We start from the raw sequence: 22,710 nt of genomic DNA on the forward strand, positions 1-22,710 counted from the left end.
GCCGTCATGACCGAATCGCCGCAGAGCGCCGTGGCGCAGGAGGCCGACTGGGAGACCGCTCCCGGTCTGCTCGACGGGGCCAAGGAACTCACCCTCGGACCCGAGGAGTGCAACCTCGCCTACTGGATCACCCAGGTCGCCCAGGGCACTCTGCGCGATCGCGGCGTCACCGGCCACCACGAGTCGGCGCTGGTCCCGGACTTCCTCAAGGCGCCGGGTCCGCTGCGTGAGGCCCTGGTCCTCGAATTCGGCTTCCGCGGGCTGTCGGAGGAGGTCGCCACCCGGCTGCTCGCCCCGTACGTGGAGATCGCTCCGGGCATCCCGGAGATGGAGTTCTACGCGACCCAGCTCCTCGACGAGGCCCGGCACGCGCGGGTGTTCCGCAACCACCTGGTCGAGCTGGGGATGCCGGAGGCGACCCTGCTGCGCGACATCGAGGACATGGCGGCCGACTACCAGCGCGAAGTGCTGCAGCCGGTCATCGACTTCACCCTCGACGTCGTCCAGAAGCAGCGCGACTTCCCCGGCGCGGTGGCCGTGTTCGCCATCGTCATCGAGGGCGTGCTCGCCCCGGCGGCGGAGCTGAGCGAACGCAAGTGGACCCCGCTGTCCCCGGCCACCGGCGAGATCTCCCGCGGCACTGCGATCGACGAGATCCGCCACCTGACGGTCGCCAGCACCATCCTCCGCGACCACGTGCGCAAGCACCCCGAGTACCGGCCGCGGCTGGTGGAGATCCTGCAGGCCGGCGTCGCGCTGTGGGACGACATCGACGACCGCAAGTTCGTCATCCACCGCGAGGAGCTGTTCCAGAAGGGCATGGAGGAGCACGCCGACCGGATCGGTGACTACGAGATCTGGCCCGGCACCCGGCTTCTGGACACCACGCCGGAGCAGCGCTACGACATGGCCGAGCAGTGGACGGACGAGATGGCCGCCGCCCGCATGGCGTACATGGGCCTGCCCGTCGAGTGGCTCGGCTCCCCCGCACAGGGGGACGCGTGAAGTCCGCTGTCATCGCGGGCGCCGGGGTCTATCTGCCGCCGAAGCTGGTCACCAACCAGGACCTCAGCGAGCGCCTCGACACCAACGACGCGTGGATCCGCACCAGGACGGGCATGTCGGTGCGGCACGTCGTCGAGCCCGGCGGTGCCACCTCCGACCTGGCCGTGGAGGCCGGGGAGCGGGCCCTGAAGTCCGCCGGGGGCGGCGGTGCGGACGTGGTCATCCTGGCCACCACCACACCGGACCACCAGGTCCCGCCCACCGCACCGGACATCACGACCCGGCTCGGCCTGGGCACCACCCCGGCGTTCGACCTGTCGGCGGCGTGCGCGGGGTTCCTGTACGGACTGGCGACGGCCTCCGGCCTGATCGCCACCGGCACGGCCGAGCGGGTGCTGCTGATCGGCGCGGACGCCTTCACGACCATGGTCGACCCGGACGACCGCGGCACCGTGGTGCTGTTCGGGGATGCCGCGGGCGCGGTGGTGCTGCGCGCGGGTGAGGCGGACGAGCCCGGTGCGATCGGCACTCCGGTGCTGGGCAGCGACGGAAGCCTCGCCGGGCTGATCCAGGTCCCGGCCGGCGGCTCCCGGTCGCGCTCCAGCGGGCCGGTGACCGAGCTGGCCGACCCGTCCGACGCGTACTTCAAGATGAACGGCCGGGAGACCTTCCGGCACGCCGTGCAGCGGATGAGCGAGGCCTCGCGCGCCGCCGTGCGGGCCGCCGGGTGGACGCTCGACGACGTGGACCGGCTCTGCGCCCACCAGGCCAACTCGCGCATCCTCACCGCGGTCGCGGACGAGCTCGGCTTCCCCGTGGAGCGGCAGTTGTCCAACGTCGCCGAGGTCGGCAACACCGCGGCGGCGTCGCTCCCCACGCTGCTCGCCATGTCCGCGGCGAACGGCACGCTCCAAGCCGGTCACCGGGTGCTGCTCACCGCCTTCGGCGGCGGGCTCTCCTGGGGCGCGGCCACCCTCGTCTGGCCCGACATCGACGTCGTCTGACCCCACCGAAAGGAAGCCCGTCATGTTCGAGATGCTCAAGGAGATCCTGGTCGACAAGCTCAAGGTCGCCCCGGACCTGATCACCCCGCAGGCCACCCGCGAAGAGGTCGAGCTGGACTCGCTCGCCGTCGTCGAGCTGTCGATGCTCCTCGACAAGGAGTACTCCATCGAGATCAGCGACGACGAGCTGATGGAGGCCGGAAACATCGGCGAGATGGCCCAGATGATGAGCGAGCGCCGCGCGACGGTCTGAGGGGCTGTCGGGTGACCCCCGCGCGCAGCCGCCCAGGACCGGGACCGGCCCGGCACTCAAGGAGAGTTCATGCATGACGTACGTGAGCTGATCGAGCTGGGTCCCGAAGCGGTGCGGCGCCTCGCGCGGCGCCGGTACGGGCTCGACCTGACCGGCGTCGAGGAGGCGCACCGGCGGCGCGCGGCGGCCCTGACATCCGTGTCCGACCTGCGCGCCGCCCTCAAGGCGGCCTCGCGCGGCCACGGCGGCAAGCCGTCCGAGGCCGCGCGTGAGGAGTCGCGGCGGCTGCGGGAGCAGGTGCAGCAGGCGGAGTCCGCGGCGCGCGAAGCCGAGGCGGCCCTGACCGATCTGCTGCTCGCCATTCCCAACTTCCCGCTGGACGAGGTGCCCGACGGGCACTCGGACCAGGAGGCCGTCGAGGTGGCGCGCGGCGGCCCGCCCGTGCGTGCGGGGGGCCCGGCCCGCCATCACGCCGACCTCGGCGAGACGCTGAACATCTTCGACGGCTCCCGCGCCGCCCGCCTCTCGGGCGCCCGCTTCACCGTGTCGCGCGGCGCCGGAGCCCGGCTGGAGCGTGCGCTCGGTGACTTCTTCCTGGATCTGCACACCCAGGAGCACGGCTACGTCGAGCACTCCGTGCCGTACCTGGTGAACCGGCAGACCATGACCGCCACCGGCCAGTTGCCCAAGTTCGAGGAGGACCTGTTCGCCACCCGGGTCGGTGACCGGGAGCTGTTCCTGGTGCCGACCGCCGAGGTCCCGCTGACCAATCTCGTCGCCGGTGACCTGCTCGTCGCCGCCGACCTGCCGCTCGCGTTCACCTCCCGCACCCCCTGCTTCCGCGCGGAGGCCGGCTCGTACGGCCGTGACACCCGCGGCATCCTGCGCCTGCACCAGTTCGAGAAGGTGGAGCTGGTACGGATCTGCGCGGCGGACGAGGCCCCCAAGCAGCTGGAGCTGATGCGCTCCCACGCCGAGGAGTGTCTGCGCCGCCTCGAACTGTCCTACCGGGTGGTGCAGTTGCCGGCCGGTGATCTGGGCTTCTCGGCCCGGATGACGTACGACATCGAGGTGTGGCTGCCCGGCAGCGGCGCCTTCCGCGAGATCTCCTCCGTGTCGGACTGCGGCACCTTCCAGGGGCGGCGCGCGGGCATCCGGGTGCGCACCGGGAGCGGGGCCAAGGAGGCTGCCGCGACGCTCAACGGCTCGGCGCTGCCCATCGGCCGCACGGTGGCCGCGCTGCTCGAACAGGGGCAGCAGGAGGACGGGTCCGTCGTCCTGCCGGCGGCGCTCACGCCGTACACCGGGTTCTCCCGGATCCTGCCGGGCGGGGCCACCGCATGACGTCGCCCGGCCCTCGGTGGTGCGTTCCGTGACACGGAACGCATTACCGGGGGCCGGGCGTTGACGCGGTCAGGCCGAACGCACCAGCTGCGGGGAGGCGGTCCGCCGGCCGGGGAGGAGCGGTGCCTGGTTGAGGATGGCGAGGAACCGTTCCCTGAGCTGCGGCGAGGGCTCGATGCCCAGTTCGTCGACCATCCGGCCGCGGGCGGTGTGGTACGTCTCGATCGCCTCGGCCTGCCGCCCGTACCGGTACAGGGCCAGCATCAGCATCTCGGTGACCCGCTCCCGCCACGGATGGACGATGCTCATCCGCTTCAGTTCCCCTATGGCGGAGGGCACGTCGCACTCGAAGTCGAACCAGAGCTTGTCCTCCGTCGCGGCGAGGTGCTCCTCCTCCAGCTGTACGGCCACCGACCGGCACAGCGGCCCGCCGGCGACGTCCTGGAGCGGGGCGCCGCGCCACAGGCCGAGTGCCTCCCCGAGGAGTCCGGCGGCCCACGCCGAGTCGGTGGGCACGGCTCTGCGGGCCTCGGCGACCCGGCTCCTGAAGACGTTCATGTCGAGCTCCTCGGCGGGGAACTCCAGGGCGTACCCGGTGGACCGGGTGACCAGCGAAGGGGCGGAGCTGCCCCACTCCTGCAGGGTGCGGCGCAGCCGTGAGACGTGCGCCTGCAGGGCGTTCTCCACGGTCAACGGCGGCTCCGTGCCCCACAGTTCGGTGTAGAGCTCCTCGGCGGGGACCAGTCGGCCGCCGCTGACCAGCAGCGCGGCCAGCAGCGCCCGCTGCTGCCCGCCCCGGACACTGCGGAAGTGCCCGTCCACCTCGACGCCGACGGAGCCGAGAATTCTGAACTTCACTGACTGCTCCTCCCTGCCTGACGCCCCCGGGGGGTGCCTGCCGCAGCGGCAGGCGGGGCGGTACGGAGTGTGTTGTCCGCGTTGAACGTGACACCGCTCCCTTGAGCCCCGCTTGAGATCCGGCGTGCGCCGGGCGGAACCGGTTCCGTCGCGTGCCGGGCCGCCCCAGGAGGCCCGCGACGGCTCCACCGGTTCTTGAGCGGCCCCCTGGCAGAGTGGCGGAGGAGCCGCCCGGGGCCGCGCGCGTCCGGTCGGCGAGACAAGTAATCGCATGCGACCAAGGAGTACCCGTGAGTGACCTGACCGAACTGGCCGGCCGTTACATCGCCGCCTGGAACGAGGCGGACGCGAGCAAGCGTGCCGCGGCGATCTCCGAGGTGTTCACCGCGGACGCCACCTACACCGACCCGCTCGCCGACGTACAGGGCCACGAAGGCATCGGGGCCGTGCTCGCCGGAGCCCAGGAGCAGTTCAAGGGATTCGAGTTCCGCGTCCTCGGCGACGTCGACGAGAACCACAACATCGGCCGGTTCCAGTGGGAGCTGGTGCCCGCCGGCGGTGGCGAGAACATCGTCATCGGCTTCGACGTCGTGGTGACCGACTCCCAGGGGAAGATCAAGAACGTCTACGGCTTCCTCGACAAGGTTCCCGCGGGCGCCTGAGCGCTCTCACGGCCCCCCTACCGGGCGGATCGCTGCCATCAGGGCGCGTCCGCCCGGTCTCCGTTCCCCCCTCAAGGAGCACCACGATGACAACGGAAACCGGGACGTCCACCAGGGCCGGAGAGCCGGTGGTTCCCAAGAACGGTCCTGGCTGGGGCGCTCTAGCCGTCGTGATGGTGGGTACCTTCATCACGGTCCTCGACTACTTCATCACCAACGTCGCGGTGCCTGCGATCCGGCTGGACCTGCGGGCCAGCGACGCCCAGTCCCAACTGGTCATCGTCGCGTACGGGGTGACCTTCACCGCCGGCATGATCACCGGCGGGCGGCTCGGTGACCTCTACGGCAGGCGGCGGATGTTCACGCTCGGCCTCGCCGGGTTCACCCTCGCCTCCGGGCTGTGCGCGGTGGCGCAGAGCGCCGACGCGCTGGTCGTCTTCCGGGCGGTACAGGGCGTCACCGCCGCGTTGATGGTGCCCCAGGTCCTCGGGATCATCGGTGTCGTCTACGACGGTGCCGCGCGGGCCCGTGCCTTCGTCGTCTACGGCCTGGTGATCGGCCTCGCCGGCGTCTTCGGACAGGTCATCGGGGGTGCTCTGATCTCGGTGGACGTGGCGGGCCTCGACTGGCGGACCATCTTCCTGATCAATCTGCCGGTCGGCGTGGTGACGCTGCTCCTGACCCGGCGGCTGATCCCCGAGTCCCGCAACGCCGAGGGTGGGCGGATCGACCTGACCGGTGCCGTGCTGGCCACCTTGGCCCTGGCGGCCCTGGTGCTCTCGCTCGTCGAGGGCCAGCAGCAGGGCTGGCCGCTGTGGAGCTGGCTGCTGCTCGTGGCCGTGCTGCCGCTGGGAGTCGGCTTCGTCGTGCAGCAGCGCCGGCGGCAGGGGCGCAGCCCGCTGCTCGACCTCGCGATGTTCCACAGCCGGACCTTCTCGGTGGGCCTCATCGCCATGCTGACGTACTTCCTGGCCATGGGGTCGTTCTTCTTCATGCTGGCGCTGTACCTCCAGGAGGGCAAAGGCCTTTCGGCCGCCGAGGCCGGGCTGGTCTTCCTCACGCTGGGCTCCGGCTACTTCGGTTCGTCGCTGCTGTCCGCCAAGCTGGCCGCGCGCCTGGGCCACGGCCTGGTCTCGGTCGGTCCGCTGACCCTGGGCATCGGTTATGTCCTGACGGGGCTGGTCGCCTCGCGGCTCAGCACGGACGGCAGTGTGCTGTGGCTGATCCCGCCGCTGGTCGTCGCCGGAATCGGGATGGGCATGACCACGGGTCCGCTGACCGGTGCCGTCCTGGGAGGCGCCGATCCGCAGCACGCCGCTTCGGCCTCCGGCGCGACGAACACGGTGCAGGAAGGCGGGGCCGCCATCGGTGTGGCCCTGGTCGGCGCCGTGTTCTACCCCGCGCTCGGCGACGCCAGGCCGAGCGACTACCCGCACGCCTTCATCATGGGGCTGATCCCCCTGGTCGTCTTCAGCCTCGCCGTCTCCGTGATCGTGAGGTTCATGCGGCCGAGCGGCGGACAGAGCTGAGTACCCGGCCCGCATCCGCGGGCTCACGACGGCCGAGCCGACGCCTTGTGCGGCTCGGCCGTCTTTGCGTTGCGCGCCCCGGGCGCGCAGACCACGGACGGGCGAGCGTCAGGTCAGCGGCGTGTCAGGAGGCGGTGGTTGGCTGAGAACTCGTTCACCGGCGCAGCCATCGCGCGCCCCGCATCCGGATCGGTCACCGCCATGTCTGAGACGCACATATCCGTGCGGGAGCTGCGCGAGCTGCCCCTGTACGAGATCAAGGAAGAGCTGGAGGAACTCGTCTCCGGGCTGTTCAGGGGAGCCCTCCTGATGGACGACGACGACGAACTCCCGCTGGAGACGAGCTACTTCGACCTGGGCCTCACGTCGCTGGCGCTGGTCGGCCTCAAGCAGAGCCTCGAAGAGCTGCTCGAACTGAGCATCAACGCGAACGTGCTGTTCAACGAACCCACCGTCGAGCAGCTGGTGTGCTACCTCACCGACCTCCTCGCCGGCGCGCCCGCCGAGAGCCTGCCCGCTCAGTAACAGATCGTCCGGACCGGCCGGGGGAACCGGCGCGACCGGGAAAACCGGAAGAACCGGAAGAAGGAGCCGCGGACATGTCTCGCGACAACCGCCATGCCACTGCCGAGAGCCCGCGTGAAGAGACGCACGGTCCGATCGCGATCATCGGTGTGGGCCTGCGCTTCCCGGGCGGAGCCACCTCCCTCGACGAGTTCGAGGAGTTCCTCCGCACCGGGAGTTCCGGCATCGGGCCACTGCCCGAGGACCGCTGGGACGTCGCCGCGTTCACTCCCTCGGGCCCCGACGACAAGGGCAAGATACGGGCCACGGCCGGTGGCTACCTGGACCGGATCGACCTGTTCGACGCGGGCTTCTTCAACATCTCGCCCAAGGAAGCCCAGTACATCGACCCGCAGCAGCGCATGCTCCTGGAGACCGCCTGGCAGGCCCTGGAGCACGCCAACGTCGACCCGACACCGCTGCGGCGCGGCAACGGCGGCGTCTACGTGGGCGCCAGCTCCGTGGACTACGCCCTGGAGCTGGACTCGCTGCCGTACGAGGAACTCGACGGTCACCTGGCGTCCGGCATCACCCTCTTCCCCCTCTCGGGGCGCATCTCCTACTTCCTGGGCTGGCGCGGGCCGAGCATCAGCGTCGACACCGCCTGCTCGTCGTCGCTGGCCGCGCTGCACATGGCGGTCACCGCGCTGCGCCGCGGGGAGTGCGACATCGCGCTCGGCGGCGGCGTCAACCTGCTGCACAACCCGCGCATCCCGGTGATGTTCTCCAACGCCCAGATGCTGGCGACCGACGGACAGTGCAAGACCTTCGACGAGTCCGCGGACGGCTACGCGCGCGCCGAGGGCTGCGGCGTCATCGTGCTCAAGAGGCTGGCCGACGCCACCCGCGACGGCGACAACGTCCTGGCGGTGATCCGCGGCACGGCGGTCGGCCAGGACGGCGACAGCGCGGGCCTCACCGTGCCCAACGGCCCCGCGCAGGAGCGGGTGCTCGGCCTGGCCCTGGCCGACGCCGGACTGGCCCCGGGCGACATCCAGTACGTGGAGGCGCACGGCACCGGCACCCCGCTGGGCGACCCGATCGAGCTGGGCGCCATCAGCAACGTGTTCGCCGATTCCCACACCAAGGACGATCCGCTGCTCGTCGGCTCGGTGAAGACGAACCTCGGCCACATGGAACCGGCCTCGGGTCTGGTCGGCGTCATCAAGGCCCTGCTGCAGCTCCGCTCGGCGACCATCTACCCGCATCTGAACTTCTCGCAGCCCTCCGAGCGCATCCCGTGGGAGGTCTACCCGGTCCGGGTGCCGACCGCGTGCGAGCCGTGGAAGGCGCCGGTGCGCCGCGCCGTGGTGAACAGCTTCGGCTTCGCGGGCACCATCGGCGCGGTCGTCCTGGAGCAGGCTCCCGACCGCACCGGGTCCGAGGACCCGGCCGACGGCTCCTCGGACGCCGCCCCGCTGTTCACCCTCTCCGCGAAGAGCAGCACGGCCCTGCGCGAACAGGCCGAGCAGTACCGGCAGTTCGTCGACGGGCACCCCGACGCGGATGTGGCCCGGCTGAGCTACACGGCCAACGTGGGCCGCGCCCACCTCTCGCACCGCGTCGCCGCGCCCGTCGCCGACCGCGAGCAGCTGCTGAAGGTCCTGGACGCGGCGCGGCAGCCGGAGAGGACGGTCGAGCCCTCGGGCATCCGCAAGGTCGCCTTCATGTTCACCGGGCAGGGCGCCCAGTACCCGGGAATGGGAGCCGCCCCGTACGCGCGCTTCCCGCTCTTCCGCGCGGCCGTGGACGAGTGCGACCGGCTCTTCGAGCCCCATCTGGGCCGCTCCGTACGGGACCTGCTGCTGGGCACCGGCGAGGATCCCGAGGCGATCCACCAGACGCAGTACACCCAGCCCGCGCTGTTCACCCTGGAGTACGCGCTCGCCCAGCTGTGGCTGTCGTGGGGGGCCACGCCCAACGTCCTGATCGGGCACAGCATCGGCGAGGTGGTGGCCGCCGCGGTGGCCGGGCTGTTCTCGCTGCCCGACGCGGTGACCCTGGTCGCCGCCCGCGCCCGGCTGATGCAGTCCGTACGGACCGACGGCGGCATGGCCTCCGTCAGCGCCCCGGCGGAGCAGGTGCTGCCGCTGCTCGCGGACCACCCGGACCTGGCCCTCGCCGCGGTCAACGGCCCCGAGAACTGCGTGATCTCCGGCGCGAGCGAGGCGCTCGCGGCGGTGAGCGCCCAGCTGAGCGGGACCGGGCTGCGGGTGCAGCCGCTGGAGGTCTCGCACGCCTTCCACTCGCCGCTGATGGCGGAGGTGTTCGACGAGTTCCGCACCGCGCTGGAGTCGGTCACCTTCCGCGAGCCGTCCATCTCGCTGATCTCGAACGTCACCGGCAAGGTCGCGCGCATCCGGGACATCGGCAAGGCCGAGTACTGGGTGCGGCACATCGGTGAGCCGGTGCAATTCATGGCGGGGATGCGGGCGGTGGTCAAGCGCGGCCGGCACGCCTTCGTGGAGCTGGGCCCGTCCGCCATGCTCACCGCCCTCGGCAAGCGCTGTGTGAACACGGGCGACCACCTGTGGCTGGCGAGCCTGCGCCGCCAGGACGAGAGCGGCACCGCGACGCTGCGCGCCCTCGCCGACTTCTACGCCGCCGGGATGACCGTCGACTGGACCGGCTACCACGCGGGCCACACCCTGCCCAAGGAACAGCTGCCCACCTACGCGTTCCAGCGCAAGCCGTACTGGCTGCCGGTGAGCACGAAGCGCGCGCGCCGCTCCGGCGAGGGACCGGCGCACCACCCGCTGCTCGGACAGCGGACCGCCCCGGACGCGCTCCCGGACTCCGGCGCGGCCTCCACCGAATCCGCCGAATCCACCGGCTTCACCACGGAGTTCACCGCCGACTTCACCCCGGCCGAGCTCGGCGACATCGCCCTGCACCGCGAGCGCAAGGAGCCGGTGCTGCCCTCCGCGGCCTGGATCGACCTGCTGCTCGCCCTGCAGGACGCCGAGTTCGGGCACACCCGCGCCAGGATCGAGACGCTGCGGCTGGCCCAGCCGCTGCCGCTGACCGGCGAGGGCGTGGTGCGTCTGACGACCCGGCTGCGTACGGTCGCCAAGGGCACCGCGGACGTCGAGGTGACCGGCACGGTCGAGGGCGAGAGCGAGAGCGAGAGCGAGGGCGAAGACGGCGAGGAGCGCACCTTCGTGGCCGCCCGCATCGCCCCCGGAGCGGACGCCGACCCCGGGCTGCTGGCGCTCGCGGCCACGCCCGGCGCGGTCCTCGACCGGGCCGACGCCACGGACACCGCCACCGACCTCGCCGCCGTCGACCGGGGCTTCACCGACGGGAGCTCCACCGACGGGTCCGAGCGCATCCTGCACGTCGCCCGGCACGCCGACGGCGTGGTCAGCGGCGAACTGACGGGCCGGGACGCGGCTGCGGTGGAGCACCTGCCCGCGGCCCTCCTGGAGAGCGCGCTGCAGGCGGCCGTCGCACTGGACGACGAGGGCCCGGTGTTCGTCCTGCGCGGCGCGCAGAGCGTAGGACTGTTCAAGAAGCCGCGCGGCGAGCGGTTCCGCTTCATCGCCCGGGTACGCCCCGACGGACCCGGCCGCCGCGCCGACCTGCTGCTCCTGGAGGGCGACGACCCGGTCGCCGAGCTGCTGGGCGCCGAACTGGTCCGGGCGGCGGGCCCCGGCGGTGGCCCGCACTTCACCCACCGGCTGGCCTGGCTGCGCCGCGCCCTGCCCACGCCCGTACAGACCCAGGAGCGGCACGTCGTGATCCCGGGCGCGGACACCGTGCCGCCCGCCCTGCTCGCCGCGCTCACCGAGCGCGGCGCCGGACAGGGGGTCCGGGTGTCGCCGGTGGCGGACGCGGCGGCGCTGCGCTCGGCGCTCGAAGAGCACGGGTCGGTGACCGATGTCGCCTGGTTCTGGCGACCGCTGGACGGAGCGATGTCGTACGAGCGGCTGCGCGCCGAGTGCCGGGAGAACCTCGTCGACCTGCTCGACGTGGTGGCCGCGGCGAACGCCCGCGACCCCCGGCACGCGCCGCGCGTGTGGCTGGTCACCGAGCGCGCCCAATGGCTTCCCGGCGACCGGGCGGACGGCGACGAGCAGCCGGCGGCCGGCACCCTGTGGGGATTCGGGCACGTCCTGCTCAACGAGTACCCGCACCTGTCGGCCACCCTGGTCGACGTGGAGGGCGACGCCGGGCACGCGAGCACCGCCCTGCTCGCCGAGTGGCTGGCCCCGGAGCCCGACGAGCACCAGATCGCGTACCGCGCGGGGCGGCGGCACGTCCGCAGGCTGCTGGCCGCGGACGGCACACCGTCCTGGCAGGGCCCGTTCGAGGTGCGCGCGCCGCTGTCCGGCGCTCCGGCCGCGCCCACCGTGCTGCCCGTACGGGAGGACGCGCCGCAGGGCGACGAGGTCCGGATACGGGTGGCGGCTGCGGCACTGACGCAGCGGGACGTACCCGCCGCCGAGGACGAACCGGCCACCGCCGGGGAGGCGACGGGCGCGGCCCTGACCGCCACGGCGTACGCGGGCACCGTCACGGCAGTGGGACCGGACGCCACGCTCTCCCCCGGCACCGAGGTGACGGTCCGCCACCACGGGCCGCTCGCCTCGACCCTGGTGGCGCCGTCGGCCGCCGTGACGGTACGCCCGGACGGCGCGCTCCCGGCACGGGCGGCGGCCCTCGCCGCGGCCGGCCCGGCGACGGCCGACCCCGGTACGTACAGCTCCGACACGTACAGCATCGACGAGGTGGACGAAGCGCTGCGCGCGCTGACACGGAGCCCGCACCCCGTGGTCGTCGCGCTCGACGCCGGACAGCCGGGCGCCGGACAGCCGGACGCCGAGAGCCGGACGGCACCGACCGTCAGGGACGACCGCACCTATGTGATCACCGGCGGCCTCGGCGGCCTCGGACTGGTGACCGCCCGGAAGCTGGTGGACCTCGGGGCCCGGCACCTGGCCCTGGTCAGCCGCAGCGGCCGGGCCACCGACGAGGCGGCCGACATCCTCGCGGAGCTGTCGGAGCGGGCCGAGGTGTCCCTGCTCAAGGCCGACATGGGCAGCGAGCAGGACGTACGGCGCCTGGTGGACGAACTGCACGCCACGGCGCACCCGGTGGGCGGCATCGTCCACGCGGCGGGCGCGATCGGCAAGAGCCTCATCGCCGAGCTGACCTGGGAGGCCATCGACGAGCAGCTGGCGCCCAAGGTGTACGGCGGCTGGCTGCTGCACGAGGCCTCCGCGTCCTTCCCCGAGCTGGACTTCTTCACCGTGTACACGTCCATCGCCTCCGTGGTGGGCGGCGCGACGCAGGCGCACTACGCGGCGGCGAGCTCCTTCCTGGACGGCCTGGCCGACTGGCGCAGGCACCAGGGCCTCCCGGGCCTGGCCGTGAACTGGGGCTCCTGGGCACGGGTCGGCATGTCGGCCCGCCTGGAGGCCGCGTACATCCGGGAGATCGAACGCAGCGGTGTCCGCTTCTTCTCGCCCTCCTGGGCGCTGCGCACCCTGCACCGGCTCTGGTCGGCCCCGGTGGCGCAGCGGGTGGTGAGCCGCTTCGACTGGCCCGCGTTCGTGGGACAGCTGCCGCTCACCAACGCCCTGTACGAGCGGGTCGCCGACGCCCGGGAGGCGGTCACCGCCGGCGGCTCGCGGGTCGACCTGGCCGACCTGCTGACCCGGCCCGAGCCCGAGCGGCTGAAGCTGATCGGCCGGACCGTCGCCGAACGGGTCGCCGCAGTCCTGCAGTTCGGCTCGGTCGACGAACTCGATCCCGGGGCCGACTTCATCACCCTCGGCCTGGACTCGGTGATGGGCATGGACGTCAAGTCCGAGCTGGAAGCGGACTTCGGCCTGACGCTGCCCGCCTCACTGACCTTCGACCACCCCTCGGCGCGCAAGCTCACCGAGTTCCTCGACACCCAGCTCGTCCAGGACGCGGAATGACGCCAGGCGTACCGACCACCGGAGAAGACGGCATGAACCACGACCCCCGCTGGACCCTGGCCCAGGCGTCCGCACGCAACGCGGCGCTGCGCCCGGACCACCCGGCGATCATCTGCGAGGGCCGCCGCACCAGCCACGCGCGGCTGCACCAGGACAGCAACCGGGCGGCGCACGCCCTGCGCGCCGCGGGCATCGGGCGCGGCAGCCGGGTGGCCTACCTGGGCCGCGAGTCGGAGCACTACTACGTGACCATCCTGGCCTGCGCCAAGGCGGGCGCGGTGATCGTGCCGGTGAACTGGCGCCTGACCCCGGGCGAGGTGACGCACATACTGCGCGACTCGGGTGCCGAACTCCTCTTCCTGGAGGACGAGTTCAAGGCAACGGCCGACGCCGCAGCGGCCGGCTCGGCGACTCCCGCGCTGCACACCGTGATCCGCCTGGACGGCCCGGCGGACGACGGCACGACGGGCCGCACCCGGGAGCGCGGGGCGGGGCTGTGCGCCTGGTACGCGCAGGAGTCACCGGACGACCTGGACCCGGGCACCGGCCCCGACGACGCGGTCCTGCAGATCTACACGAGCGGCACCACCGGTCTGCCCAAGGGCGTGGTCCTCGCGCACCGGACGTTCTTCACGCTGCCCGCGGCGGTGCGCACCACCGGCGCCGACCCGGACGACTGGATCGACTGGCGCGAGGACGACGTCAGCCTGATCTCGCTGCCGGGCTTCGGCATCGCGGGCATCGGCTGGTTCCTGTACGGGTTCTGCGTGGGCGCCACCAATGTGGTGATGCCGATGTACGTGGCGCAGGAAGCGGTCCGGCTGATCGAGGAGTACGGGGTCACCATCACGTTCGTGGCGCCCGCGATGCTGCAGATGATGCTGGACGAGCAGAACGCCGGGCCGAAGGCCTTCGCCTCCCTGCGCAAGATCGCCTACGGCGCGGCGCCGATCTCCGAGTCACTGCTGCTGCGCAGCCTGGAGGTGTTCGGCTGTCAGCTCGCCCAGATCTACGCGAGCACCGAGGCGGGCAGCGTCGCGGCCTGTCTGCCCCCGTCGGACCACCGGCCGGGCAGCCGGCTGCTGCAGGCCGCGGGGAAGCCCTGCCCCGGCAACGAGATCAAGGTGATCGACCGCGACGGCAACCGGCTGCCCCCGGGCGAGATCGGCCAGGTCTGCGTCCGTACCCCGGCCCACATGATCGGCTACTGGAACCGGCCCGAGGCCACCGCGCAGACCCTGGTGGACGGCTGGCTGCACATGGGCGACGCGGGCTACCTGGACGAGCAGGGCTATCTGTTCCTGTGCGACCGGATCAACGACACGATCATCGTGGCCGGCCAGAACATCTACCCGGCCGAGGTGGAGAAGCAGCTCAGCGAGCACCCCGCGGTCGCGGACGTCGCGGTGGTCGGCGTCCCCGACGCCCGCTGGGGCGAAGCGGTGCATGCCGCGGTGGTGCTGCGGGCGGGCGCCAGGGCGAAGCCGCGCGAACTGCTGCTGTTCCTGCGCGGACGGGTCGCCGACTACAAGATCCCCCTCGCCTACCACGTCCTCGACACCCTCCCCCGCAACCCGTCCGGCAAGATCCTGCGCCGCATGGTCCGGGAACAGCTCGGCGAGGCCCAGCGGACCCCGGCCTGACCGGCCGGACCGGCCCGAGGAGTTCGACCGGTCTGCCACCGGCCTGACCGGCCCCCGACCGCACCGGCCCCCGACCGGCCACGACTCGGAACACCACGAGACCCGATCCCGATCCAGAACATCCCGAACGGAGTCCGACCATGGGCACCTTCCACGGCCCCCCGTCCGTCGGCATGCTGCTGCCGACCCGGGAGCAGGCCATCAACGGCACCTACGCCGCAGCGCCGCTGCTCGATTTCGCCCGGCAGGCCGAGCAGCTCGGCTTCGACTCGCTGTGGGCGGGCGACTCCCTGATCGCCCGGCCGCGCCTCGACCCGCTGGTCGTGCTGTCCGCGGCGGGCGCGGTCACCAGCCGGGTCACCCTCGGCACCGCCGCACTCACCCCGGCGCTCCGGCATCCACTCACCGGCGCGCACCTGGCCGCGAGCCTGGACCACGTCTGCGGCTCTCGGCTGGTGCTCGGCCTCGGCTCGGGCTTCCCGATGCCGGAGACCGAGGAGGAATTCGCCGCTGTCGGCGCCTCGTTCAAGGGCCGCGCGGGCCGTCTCGACGAGATCGTCTCGCTGTGGCGCACCGCCTGGAAATCCGGTGAGCCCGGTGCCCCGACGGACTTCACCGGGACGCACTGGCAGGCCGAGGGACTCGACCGGCTGCCCGCCCCGCAGCGGCCGGGCGGTCCGCCGCTGTGGCTCGCGGGCAGTGACACCCCCCGGGTGCTGGAACGGGTGGCCCGGAAGTACGACGGCTGGCTCCCGTTCCTGCCCAGTGCGGAGAGCTACGGGGCGGCCTGGCGCCGCATCACGGAACTCACCGCCGAGGCGGGCCGCCCCGCCGACGCGGTCACTCCGGCCATGTACGCCACCATCACGGTCAACGAGGACCCGGCGCGCGCACGTGCCGAGCTCGACCACTACATCACGCACTACTACGGGCGAACCCTGGAACAGATGGCGACGGTGCAGGCCTACGCCTGGGGCAGCGCCGAGGAGTGCGCCGACGCGCTCGCCGCGTACGTCCGCGCGGGGGCCCGCCACCTGATCGTACGGATCGGATCCCTGGACCCCGAGCCGCAGTTGAAGCAGATCGCCGACGTCGTACTGCCCCGTCTGAAGGAGATCCAGTGAGTGACACCATCGGTCAGAACATGTCCACGGCCGGGCACTGGTTCCACCCCGTCGAGCCGGATCCCGACGCGCGGATACGGCTGTTCCTGCTGCCGCACGCGGGCAGCGGCGCCATCATCTACCGGGACTGGCCGAGCCTGCTGCCGTCGGACGTCACCGCTCAGGCCGTGACGCTGCCCGGACGGCACAACCGGCGTGAGGAAGAGACCTTCGCGGACTGGGACCCGCTGGTGGACGCCCTGTACGAGGCGGTGCTCGACGAGCTGGACGACGACCGGCCGTTCGCGTTCTTCGGCCACTGCCTCGGCGCGCAGCTGGCCTTCCGGGTGGCGGTCCGGCTCGAACAGGAAGGGGAGCGGAGGCCGCTGGCGATCGGCATGTCCGGCTGGTCACCGATCGGCTTCTACCAGCCGACCGAGGAACAGAGCCGGATGCCGGACGCCGAGATGCTGGAGTGGATCAAGAAGTTGGGCTCCTTCCCCGCCGAGGTCTACGACAACCCGGAGATGCTCGCCCTGGTGGTCCCGGCGCTCCGCGCCGACCTGCGGGTCTCCGCCCAGTACACCGACGATGGCGCGACGGTCTCCTGCCCGCTGGCGTCCTACGGCGGCAACGCCGACCCGTTGCAGGAGGACGCGGACGCGATGACCCACTGGGTCGACCGCAGCCCGCAGTACCTGGGGCACAACGAGTTCCCCGGCGGCCACTTCTACATCGACAACCACGCGCGGGCGGTGACCACGGACTTCACCCGCCACCTGCAGCGCTTCGCGGCGGCCCTTACCCGCTGAGCCTCTGCGCTCCGGACCCGCCCGTACCGATGACGACAGCCAGCGCCCGATGCACCGTTTGCACCCCCCATCGATCTGAGGAGCAACCGCATGCTCAGCGACGCGACCGACGTTGCCGACTGGCCCTTCCCGCGCACCTGCCCCATGTCCCCTCCCCCGCAGCTGGGCGCCGGCTCGGACGTGCCGCCCCGCGCGGTACGTCTGCCGGCCGGGGCCGTGGACTCCCGGCTCGCCTGGCTCGTGACCCGGCACGCCGATGTGAAACAGGCCCTGGCGGATCCGCGGTTGAGCGCGGACGAGACCTTGCCGGGCGCACCGGTACGGATCCAGATCCCGCCGGGCGAGCGGGCGAGCTCGTTCCTGCGGATGGACGACCCGGAGCACAACAAGCTGCGCTCGCTGATCACTTCGGACTTCACCGCGCGCCGCTCACGGCGCCTGGAGCCGGACATCAGGCAGCTCATCGACGACCTGCTCGACGGCCTGGAGGCCACGGAGGAGAAGCCCACCGACCTGTGCGAGGCCTTCTCCAGCCGGCTGCCGACCCTGGTCATCGCCCGGCTCCTGGGCGTGCCCGCAGAGCACAACCACTTCTTCGTCGATGTCACCCGGCGTACCTTGGCGCAGGACGACTTCGAGCAGTCCTACGCCGCCTACCAGGAGATGACCGCTTTCCTGACCGGCCTCGCCGAGGAGAAGGCGGCCCGTCCCGCGGACGACCTGATGAGCCGGCTGGCCTCCAAGCACCTGGCGAGCGGCGCCATCACCCTGGACGAACTGGTGGGCATCGCCCGGCTGGTGCTGGTCGCCGGCCATGAGACGACCACCAACCAGATCGCCCTGAGCACGCTCAGCCTGCTCCTCGACGACGAACTGCGCACCGAGGTGTTCCGCGACGACGCCAAGCTGCTGCCCCAGTACGTCGAGGAGTCGGTGCGCTTCTGGTCGATCTCGCAGGACGCGATCGTCCGGCTGGTCATGGAGGACCTGGAGCTGGGCGGCGTCTCCATGGCCGCGGGCGATGCCGTGGTGATCTCCATCCCGGCCGGCAACCACGACACGGCCGTCTTCCCCGATGCCGGGCGCATCGATGTGCACCGCGACAGCAGCGACCACATGCAGTGGGGCTTCGGGGCGCACTACTGCCTGGGCGCCCCGCTGGCCCGCCTCGAACTCGAACTCGCCCTCAAGGAGCTGTTCAGGCGCTTCCCGACGCTGCGTCTGGGCTGCGACCGGGACAGCATTCCCTTCCGCCGGAACACGGTCTTCTACGGACTGACCGCGCTCCCCGTCACCTGGTAGGCCTCATGCCCTTCCTCACCGTCAAGGACGGCACTCAGCTCTTCTACAACGACTGGGGAACCGGCCGTCCGGTGGTGTTCCTCGGTACGGCGATGATGAACTCCCGCATGTGGGAGTTCCAGGCGCCCCGTCTGGCGCAGCGCGGCCTGCGCTGCATCACCTACGACCGGCGCGGCTTCGGCCGCTCGGACCGGCCGTGGGAGGGCTACGACTACGACACCCTCGCGGACGATCTCGCCGGCCTCATCGACCACTTGGGACTGCGCGAGATCACGCTCGTCGGGTATGCGATGGGCGGCGGAGAGGCGGTGCGCTATCTGTCCCGGCACGGTTCGGGACGTGTCGCCCGCCTGGCGCTGGTCAGCTCCACCACGCCGTATCTGATGCGGGCACCGGACAACCCGGACGGCCTGGACCTGGCCGTCTTCGAGCAGATCGCCGACGGCATGACGAGGGACCGGGCCCGCTTCGTCGCGGAGCTGACGGGTCCCTTCTTCGGCGGCCCCGGGGCCGATCCGCAGGACCTGCCGATCTCGTCCGAGCTGGCCCACTGGCTGGCGCAGACCGCACTGGACAGTTCGCCGCGCGCCTCGGTGGAGGTCTACCGCACCCTGTTCACGGAAGACCTGCGCGAGGACGTGCGCGGCGTGGACCTGCCGACGCTGATCGTGCACGGGGACGGGGACATGGGGGCGCCCTTCGAGCTGTGCGCGCGGAAGACCGCGCCGCTGATTTCCGGGAGCCGTCTCGTCGTGTACGAGGGCGCCGCGCACGGCCTGTTCGCGACACACGCGGACCGGCTGAACGAGGAGCTGCTGGCGTTCGCGGGGGCGTGAGACCGTCCGGGGTCCGGGTGCGTGGGGCCCCGGCGGTCTCCGGCTGCGCGGTGCGGGTACGAGTGACCGGAAGCGATGCCGCAGGCGGGCAGCGGCGGGGGCCGGGGCCCCGGCTGCGTGCCCGCCGGGACGGTGTGTTCAGACCATGGCGAGCCGGTCCACCAGGAGCTCCACCCTCGGCTCGGTGTCCTCCGGCGGCAGCCGTCCGGCCCGGGTCAGGGTGGCCAGCCCGTGGAGGGCCGCCCAGAACGTCTCGGTGAACAGCCCGGGGTGGACGCCGTCCCCGGCGACCTCGCCGAGGCTCTCCAGCAGCGCGGCGAAGGCGTCCTTGAGAGGCGCCGGGGTGTCCTCGTGCGCGAACGCCAGGCCGCCGTCGAGCTGGAATATGGCGTCGTAGACCGCAGGGTTGCGTTCGGCGAAGCCGAGGTAGGCGCGGGCGAGGGCGGCGACCCGGGCGCGCGGGCCGTCCGCGACGGAAGCCGCGGTGCGCACCGCCGCGGCCAACTCGGCCGCGCCTTCTAGGGCGACGGCGCCGATGATCTCCCGTTTGCCGCGGAAGTGGCTGTAGAGGACGGGCTGGCTGTATTCGATGCGCTCGGCGAGCCGGCGGGTGGTGACCGCGTCCCAGCCCTGCTGCTCGGCGAGTTCGCGGGCTGTCGCCACGATGAGGCGCTCGCGCTCCGCCCGTTCGCGCTGCTTGCGTTCCTGAACCGACATGACTCGATCCTAGCACCGCTAGACAAGTGAGCGGCGGTAGCGCTAGCGTTGCCTCATCACCTAGCGGCGCTATATTCCAGAGGGGTCGTCATGCTCGACGCACTTGAGGTCGTCACCACCGTGGTCGTCGGCGTGATGGTGGGGGTGGAGTTCTCCGTCGCCTTCGTCATGAACCCGATTTTCAACGCCCTCCCGGAGGACAGCGGCCAGCTCGGCCACGCCCACGGGGGCCGGATGCTCGGCGCCGTCATGCCGTTCTGGTACATCGGCTCGCTCGTCCTCGTCGCGGTCTGGGCCGTCGCCGGACGGCACCACGGCACCGGCCTCGTCGTCACCGCCGGCGCGCTGCTGCTCCTCAGCGTGGTCATGTCGATCCTGCTGCTCGTCCCGATCAACAACCGGAACAAGACGTGGACCCCTGACAACCGGCCCGCCGACTGGAAGCAGCAGATGAACCGCTGGAACCGCTTCCACTACCTCCGCGTCGCCGTCATCATCGCCGCCTTCGCCCTGCTGGTCGCCGCCCTCGTCTGACCTCGCGGCCGACCTCGCGGCCGACTCCGCGGCCGACTCCGCGTCGGTGGCGCGTCGGTGGCGCACGAGCCCCGCTCCCCCGGGCGGCAACTCAACGCTGCCCTCAGCCGCCGAAATCCCGGCATCCGGGAGTGCTTCCGGCATCCGGGGGTGCAGCTGCCGGTCAGATCCCACCACTGCGATCCCGACGAACCACGCCCCGCGATCAGCCGCGTCCGTGCGGGGCCTGATCAGGCCCCGCACGGCTCAGCAAGCTCCACGAAACTCACCAGGCCGACGAAGAATCGCAAGGGAAGAACAATGTCGCTGAAGAACGTCAACACCGTCCTGGCCACCGCCTTCATCCTCTTCATCCTCTGGTTCGGGACGGAGTTCATCCTGAGCCCGGAGACGACGGCGCCGAGCTTCGGCCTGCCGATCTGGCCGTCCGGCGACGGCGGCGGCTTCCTGATCATCAAGGGAATCCGCGATGTCGTCCTGGCCCTGGTCCTGGGCATCCTGCTGATGACGGGCCACCGCCGGGCGCTGGGCTGGGTGCTGCTGGTGGAGGCCCTCGCCGCGTACGGCGACATGACCACCGTGCTGGCCCACCACGGCTCCGTGGCCACCGCGCTCGGCGTCCACGGCCTGACCGCGACACTGATGGTGGTCAACGGCCTGCTGATCATGCGCGAGACCCGCGAGGCCGCGGTCGTTCCGGCAACACCCGCCCCGCAGCCCGCCTGACGCTCGCCCGATCCGCTCACCCCGGAGGAAGCCGACCGCCGCCGGCGCCTCCAGAAAGCTCGGGCCTTGCTCGGACGACCTCGGTGGTCTCGCCCTTCGAGAGGGGCGTCCATGAGACTGCTAGCGGCTCCTACGGGGCCGGGGAACCTTCGCCAGCAGCTCCCACAACGGCTGCCCGGAGCCGGCCCAGGCGGCGAGCGTGCGCCGGTCGGCCAGGTGCATGTGCAACTGCGCGGCCAGGGGCGCGCAGCGCGCGGAGAACCGCCCGTTGGTGACCACCAGGACGACGTCGGCGCCGTAGAGCTGCCGCGCGCAGCCGTTGACCCGCTGAAGGTCCGGTGTACCGACCGCCGAGCCCTTGTCGCCGGCCTTGCGGTGCTTGCACTGGATGACCCAGGTGCGCCCCAGGGGGTCGGTGGCCAGCACGTCCGCCCCGTTGTCCCCGGCGCCGCCGATCTGCCGGGCGTCGTCGCAACCGTCGCGGCGCATCAGGTCACGTACCGCGTACTCGAAGTCCCGGTGGTGCAGAGCATCCAGCTGCCCCAGCCCGTAGCGCAGGCCCTGCTGCCGTGTCCGCTCCCACAGCAGTGCTTGCCTACGGCGGTGTGCCCACACGGTGACGGCAGCCACCGCACCGGCCCCCAGCGCGATCAGCACCCACGGATTCGCCGACAGCCAGGAGACCAGCGCCGACACCAGGGTGAAGCCCACGACGCCGGCGACCGCCAGACCGATCAGGATCAGCTGGCCGCGCTCCCGCCGCTGACGCTTGCTCGGGCGCCGTTTCCTGGGCCGTCGTGCAGGCGAACGTCGTGCCATCACCTCTCACCACCGTGGAAGGGGAACCGCTGCGTTCCGTCCGCCCGGCTGTACGGCTTGGTCCACGGCACCCGGTCTCCCCCTCGACACGCTCTGCTGGTGACCCTCCATCGTGGCACCGTCCGCTGACAGCGCGTCAGGCAATGTGGATCACCGGCCGGAAAGAAGCAGCTGAATCCAGCCGCACCATCGCCAACTGGTCAGTAGAGGAACGAACTTGGACGTTGGCTGACAGTGGTGCCGTCTACGGTGATGAGGCGCCTGGACTTCCCACCGCACCACTCGCGCCTACGGGCGTTGCTTCCACGCGGCCCGGGTGAGTTCGTACTCGACCTCACCGTGCTCGGAGCCCTCGATCGCCTCGGGCCAGTCCCCGGTGAAGTTCCGGACGAACGACAGGCCCGACTTCTCCATCACCCGCCGGGATCCCGCGTTGACCGCCATGGTGTTCGCGGTCACCCGCTCCACTCCGAGATCCGTGAATCCCTTGTGGATCAGGGCCCGTGACCCCTCCGTGGCGTAACCATTGCCCCAGGCGGCCTTGTGCAGCCGGTAGCCGAGTTCGACCACGGCGGGGCTGTGGTCGTCCAGGGGCCGGAATTCGAACCAGCCCAGGAAGGCCCCGGTCCCCCTCTCCTCGGCCGCCCAGTAGCCACGGGTCCCGGTACACGGGTGGTCGTGCAGGAGTCCGGGCAGGGTCCGTGCCCGGGTCGCCTCGTGGCTCGTCGGCCGACCGCCGTTGATGAAGCGCATGACGTCGGGGTCGTTGTCCAGCGCGAACAGCGGGTCCACGTCGGCCTGGGTGAACGCGCGCAGCACCAGCCGATCGGTCTCCAGGAAGATATGCATGCCGAGATCTTCGCGACCGGCAGCCGGTGTGACCAGCGAATATCCGCGGCATACCCGGCCCCCGCCGGCACGTGTGCTTGACCGTCAGCCGCTCGTCAGTGGGGTGTCAGGGGGTGGGGGCATGCTTATGGATGTCGGAAGGGAACGGCACGGGAAACCGGATCGTCCCCCCAGGACAGGGAGAGGTGCCCGGAGTGGTTTATCGGGGACCGGAGCACGCTTC

General features: G+C 71.7%; 19 protein-coding genes. 15 read left to right on the top strand and 4 right to left on the bottom strand.

Annotated features, from left to right (window positions below; translation table 11 throughout):
* The first annotated feature begins 6 nt into the window (after positions 1 to 6).
* The 4 genes from NBY69_RS34450 (at position 7) to serS (ending at position 3,606) form a co-directional block, all read left to right on the top strand.
* The gene (locus tag NBY69_RS34450) at positions 7 to 1,005 is read left to right on the top strand and encodes a VlmB-like protein (RefSeq protein ID WP_250306091.1); all 999 of its coding nucleotides are present in this window, start codon (positions 7 to 9) and stop codon (positions 1,003 to 1,005) included.
* A complete protein-coding gene (locus NBY69_RS34455; RefSeq protein ID WP_250306093.1) occupies positions 1,002 to 2,009 on the top strand; it encodes a beta-ketoacyl-ACP synthase III in 1,008 nt (335 codons plus the stop codon). The genes NBY69_RS34450 and NBY69_RS34455 overlap by 4 nt, the downstream gene beginning before the upstream one ends.
* A gap of 22 nt (positions 2,010 to 2,031) precedes the next feature.
* A complete protein-coding gene (locus tag NBY69_RS34460; RefSeq protein WP_250306094.1) occupies positions 2,032 to 2,262 on the top strand; it encodes an acyl carrier protein in 231 nt (76 codons plus the stop codon).
* Positions 2,263 to 2,331: 69 nt separating this feature from the next.
* Positions 2,332 to 3,606 carry a serine--tRNA ligase gene (gene serS / locus NBY69_RS34465; protein WP_250306097.1) on the top strand — a complete coding sequence of 425 codons (1,275 nt, stop codon included), beginning with the start codon at positions 2,332 to 2,334 and terminating at the stop codon, positions 3,604 to 3,606.
* A 69-nt stretch (positions 3,607 to 3,675) separates the two neighbouring features.
* Here the strand turns inward: serS and NBY69_RS34470 are convergent, their stop codons facing one another.
* Complete coding sequence (locus tag NBY69_RS34470; protein WP_250306098.1) at positions 3,676 to 4,464, bottom strand: AfsR/SARP family transcriptional regulator; 789 nt, start codon at positions 4,462 to 4,464, stop codon at positions 3,676 to 3,678.
* A gap of 290 nt (positions 4,465 to 4,754) precedes the next feature.
* Between NBY69_RS34470 and NBY69_RS34475 the strand changes: the two genes are divergently transcribed.
* From NBY69_RS34475 to NBY69_RS34515, 9 genes are all read left to right on the top strand, one after another.
* Positions 4,755 to 5,126 (top strand): nuclear transport factor 2 family protein, encoded by a 372-nt coding sequence (locus tag NBY69_RS34475; protein WP_250306100.1) that lies wholly within the window; start codon positions 4,755 to 4,757, stop codon positions 5,124 to 5,126.
* Positions 5,127 to 5,212: 86 nt separating this feature from the next.
* Entirely contained in the window at positions 5,213 to 6,655 is a 1,443-nt protein-coding gene (locus NBY69_RS34480; protein WP_250306102.1) for an MFS transporter, read from the top strand.
* 138 nt (positions 6,656 to 6,793) lie between these two features.
* Positions 6,794 to 7,180, top strand: coding sequence for an acyl carrier protein (locus NBY69_RS34485; protein ID WP_250306104.1), 387 nt, complete (start codon positions 6,794 to 6,796; stop codon positions 7,178 to 7,180).
* 74 nt (positions 7,181 to 7,254) lie between these two features.
* Entirely contained in the window at positions 7,255 to 13,146 is a 5,892-nt protein-coding gene (locus NBY69_RS34490) for a type I polyketide synthase (protein ID WP_250306105.1), read from the top strand.
* A 32-nt stretch (positions 13,147 to 13,178) separates the two neighbouring features.
* Positions 13,179 to 14,789: a long-chain-fatty-acid--CoA ligase gene (locus tag NBY69_RS34495; RefSeq protein ID WP_250306106.1), complete on the top strand. Its 1,611-nt coding sequence runs from the start codon at positions 13,179 to 13,181 to the stop codon at positions 14,787 to 14,789.
* Between the two features lie 140 nt (positions 14,790 to 14,929).
* Positions 14,930 to 15,913, top strand: a complete 984-nt coding sequence (locus NBY69_RS34500; RefSeq protein WP_250306107.1) for an LLM class flavin-dependent oxidoreductase — start codon at positions 14,930 to 14,932, stop codon at positions 15,911 to 15,913.
* Positions 15,914 to 15,933: 20 nt separating this feature from the next.
* Positions 15,934 to 16,704 (top strand): thioesterase II family protein, encoded by a 771-nt coding sequence (locus tag NBY69_RS34505; protein ID WP_250306131.1) that lies wholly within the window; start codon positions 15,934 to 15,936, stop codon positions 16,702 to 16,704.
* Between the two features lie 90 nt (positions 16,705 to 16,794).
* On the top strand, positions 16,795 to 18,006 hold the full coding sequence (locus NBY69_RS34510; RefSeq protein WP_250306108.1) for a cytochrome P450: 1,212 nt from the start codon (positions 16,795 to 16,797) through the stop codon (positions 18,004 to 18,006).
* A 5-nt stretch (positions 18,007 to 18,011) separates the two neighbouring features.
* Positions 18,012 to 18,842 carry an alpha/beta fold hydrolase gene (locus NBY69_RS34515; protein ID WP_250306110.1) on the top strand — a complete coding sequence of 277 codons (831 nt, stop codon included), beginning with the start codon at positions 18,012 to 18,014 and terminating at the stop codon, positions 18,840 to 18,842.
* A gap of 138 nt (positions 18,843 to 18,980) precedes the next feature.
* On the opposite strand, the gene NBY69_RS34520 is transcribed toward NBY69_RS34515, so the two are convergent.
* Complete coding sequence (locus tag NBY69_RS34520) at positions 18,981 to 19,559, bottom strand: TetR/AcrR family transcriptional regulator (protein WP_250306111.1); 579 nt, start codon at positions 19,557 to 19,559, stop codon at positions 18,981 to 18,983.
* 90 nt (positions 19,560 to 19,649) lie between these two features.
* Here NBY69_RS34520 and NBY69_RS34525 point away from each other — a divergent pair, with 90 nt between their 5' ends.
* The gene (locus NBY69_RS34525; RefSeq protein ID WP_250306112.1) at positions 19,650 to 20,093 is read left to right on the top strand and encodes a DUF1772 domain-containing protein; all 444 of its coding nucleotides are present in this window, start codon (positions 19,650 to 19,652) and stop codon (positions 20,091 to 20,093) included.
* Positions 20,094 to 20,393: 300 nt separating this feature from the next.
* The gene (locus NBY69_RS34530; RefSeq protein WP_250306113.1) at positions 20,394 to 20,819 is read left to right on the top strand and encodes a DUF4267 domain-containing protein; all 426 of its coding nucleotides are present in this window, start codon (positions 20,394 to 20,396) and stop codon (positions 20,817 to 20,819) included.
* A gap of 120 nt (positions 20,820 to 20,939) precedes the next feature.
* Here NBY69_RS34530 and NBY69_RS34535 read toward each other — a convergent pair whose 3' ends face one another.
* Together NBY69_RS34535 and NBY69_RS34540 are read right to left on the bottom strand one after the other, a co-directional pair.
* Positions 20,940 to 21,638 carry a restriction endonuclease gene (locus tag NBY69_RS34535; RefSeq protein ID WP_250306114.1) on the bottom strand — a complete coding sequence of 233 codons (699 nt, stop codon included), beginning with the start codon at positions 21,636 to 21,638 and terminating at the stop codon, positions 20,940 to 20,942.
* Positions 21,639 to 21,926: 288 nt separating this feature from the next.
* Entirely contained in the window at positions 21,927 to 22,487 is a 561-nt protein-coding gene (locus NBY69_RS34540) for a GNAT family N-acetyltransferase (RefSeq protein WP_250306115.1), read from the bottom strand.
* Positions 22,488 to 22,710 lie beyond the last annotated feature (223 nt).

Origin of the sequence: Streptomyces sp. A 4/2 (assembly GCF_940670765.1) — a bacterium.
GTDB lineage: Bacteria > Actinomycetota > Actinomycetes > Streptomycetales > Streptomycetaceae > Streptomyces.

What these genes read in the sequence shown, in the direction of transcription:
- NBY69_RS34450 (WP_250306091.1), top strand. Translation starts at nt 7, where the DNA reads ATGACCGAATCGCCGCAGAGCGCCGTGGCGCAGGAGGCCGACTGGGAG.
- NBY69_RS34460 (WP_250306094.1), top strand. Translation starts at nt 2,032, where the DNA reads ATGTTCGAGATGCTCAAGGAGATCCTGGTCGACAAGCTCAAGGTCGCC.
- serS (WP_250306097.1), top strand. Translation starts at nt 2,332, where the DNA reads ATGCATGACGTACGTGAGCTGATCGAGCTGGGTCCCGAAGCGGTGCGG.
- NBY69_RS34480 (WP_250306102.1), top strand. Translation starts at nt 5,213, where the DNA reads ATGACAACGGAAACCGGGACGTCCACCAGGGCCGGAGAGCCGGTGGTT.
- NBY69_RS34490 (WP_250306105.1), top strand. Translation starts at nt 7,255, where the DNA reads ATGTCTCGCGACAACCGCCATGCCACTGCCGAGAGCCCGCGTGAAGAG.
- NBY69_RS34495 (WP_250306106.1), top strand. Translation starts at nt 13,179, where the DNA reads ATGAACCACGACCCCCGCTGGACCCTGGCCCAGGCGTCCGCACGCAAC.
- NBY69_RS34500 (WP_250306107.1), top strand. Translation starts at nt 14,930, where the DNA reads ATGGGCACCTTCCACGGCCCCCCGTCCGTCGGCATGCTGCTGCCGACC.
- NBY69_RS34505 (WP_250306131.1), top strand. Translation starts at nt 15,934, where the DNA reads ATGTCCACGGCCGGGCACTGGTTCCACCCCGTCGAGCCGGATCCCGAC.
- NBY69_RS34510 (WP_250306108.1), top strand. Translation starts at nt 16,795, where the DNA reads ATGCTCAGCGACGCGACCGACGTTGCCGACTGGCCCTTCCCGCGCACC.
- NBY69_RS34515 (WP_250306110.1), top strand. Translation starts at nt 18,012, where the DNA reads ATGCCCTTCCTCACCGTCAAGGACGGCACTCAGCTCTTCTACAACGAC.
- NBY69_RS34520 (WP_250306111.1), bottom strand. Translation starts at nt 19,559, where the DNA reads ATGTCGGTTCAGGAACGCAAGCAGCGCGAACGGGCGGAGCGCGAGCGC.
- NBY69_RS34525 (WP_250306112.1), top strand. Translation starts at nt 19,650, where the DNA reads ATGCTCGACGCACTTGAGGTCGTCACCACCGTGGTCGTCGGCGTGATG.
- NBY69_RS34530 (WP_250306113.1), top strand. Translation starts at nt 20,394, where the DNA reads ATGTCGCTGAAGAACGTCAACACCGTCCTGGCCACCGCCTTCATCCTC.
- NBY69_RS34535 (WP_250306114.1), bottom strand. Translation starts at nt 21,638, where the DNA reads ATGGCACGACGTTCGCCTGCACGACGGCCCAGGAAACGGCGCCCGAGC.
- NBY69_RS34540 (WP_250306115.1), bottom strand. Translation starts at nt 22,487, where the DNA reads ATGCATATCTTCCTGGAGACCGATCGGCTGGTGCTGCGCGCGTTCACC.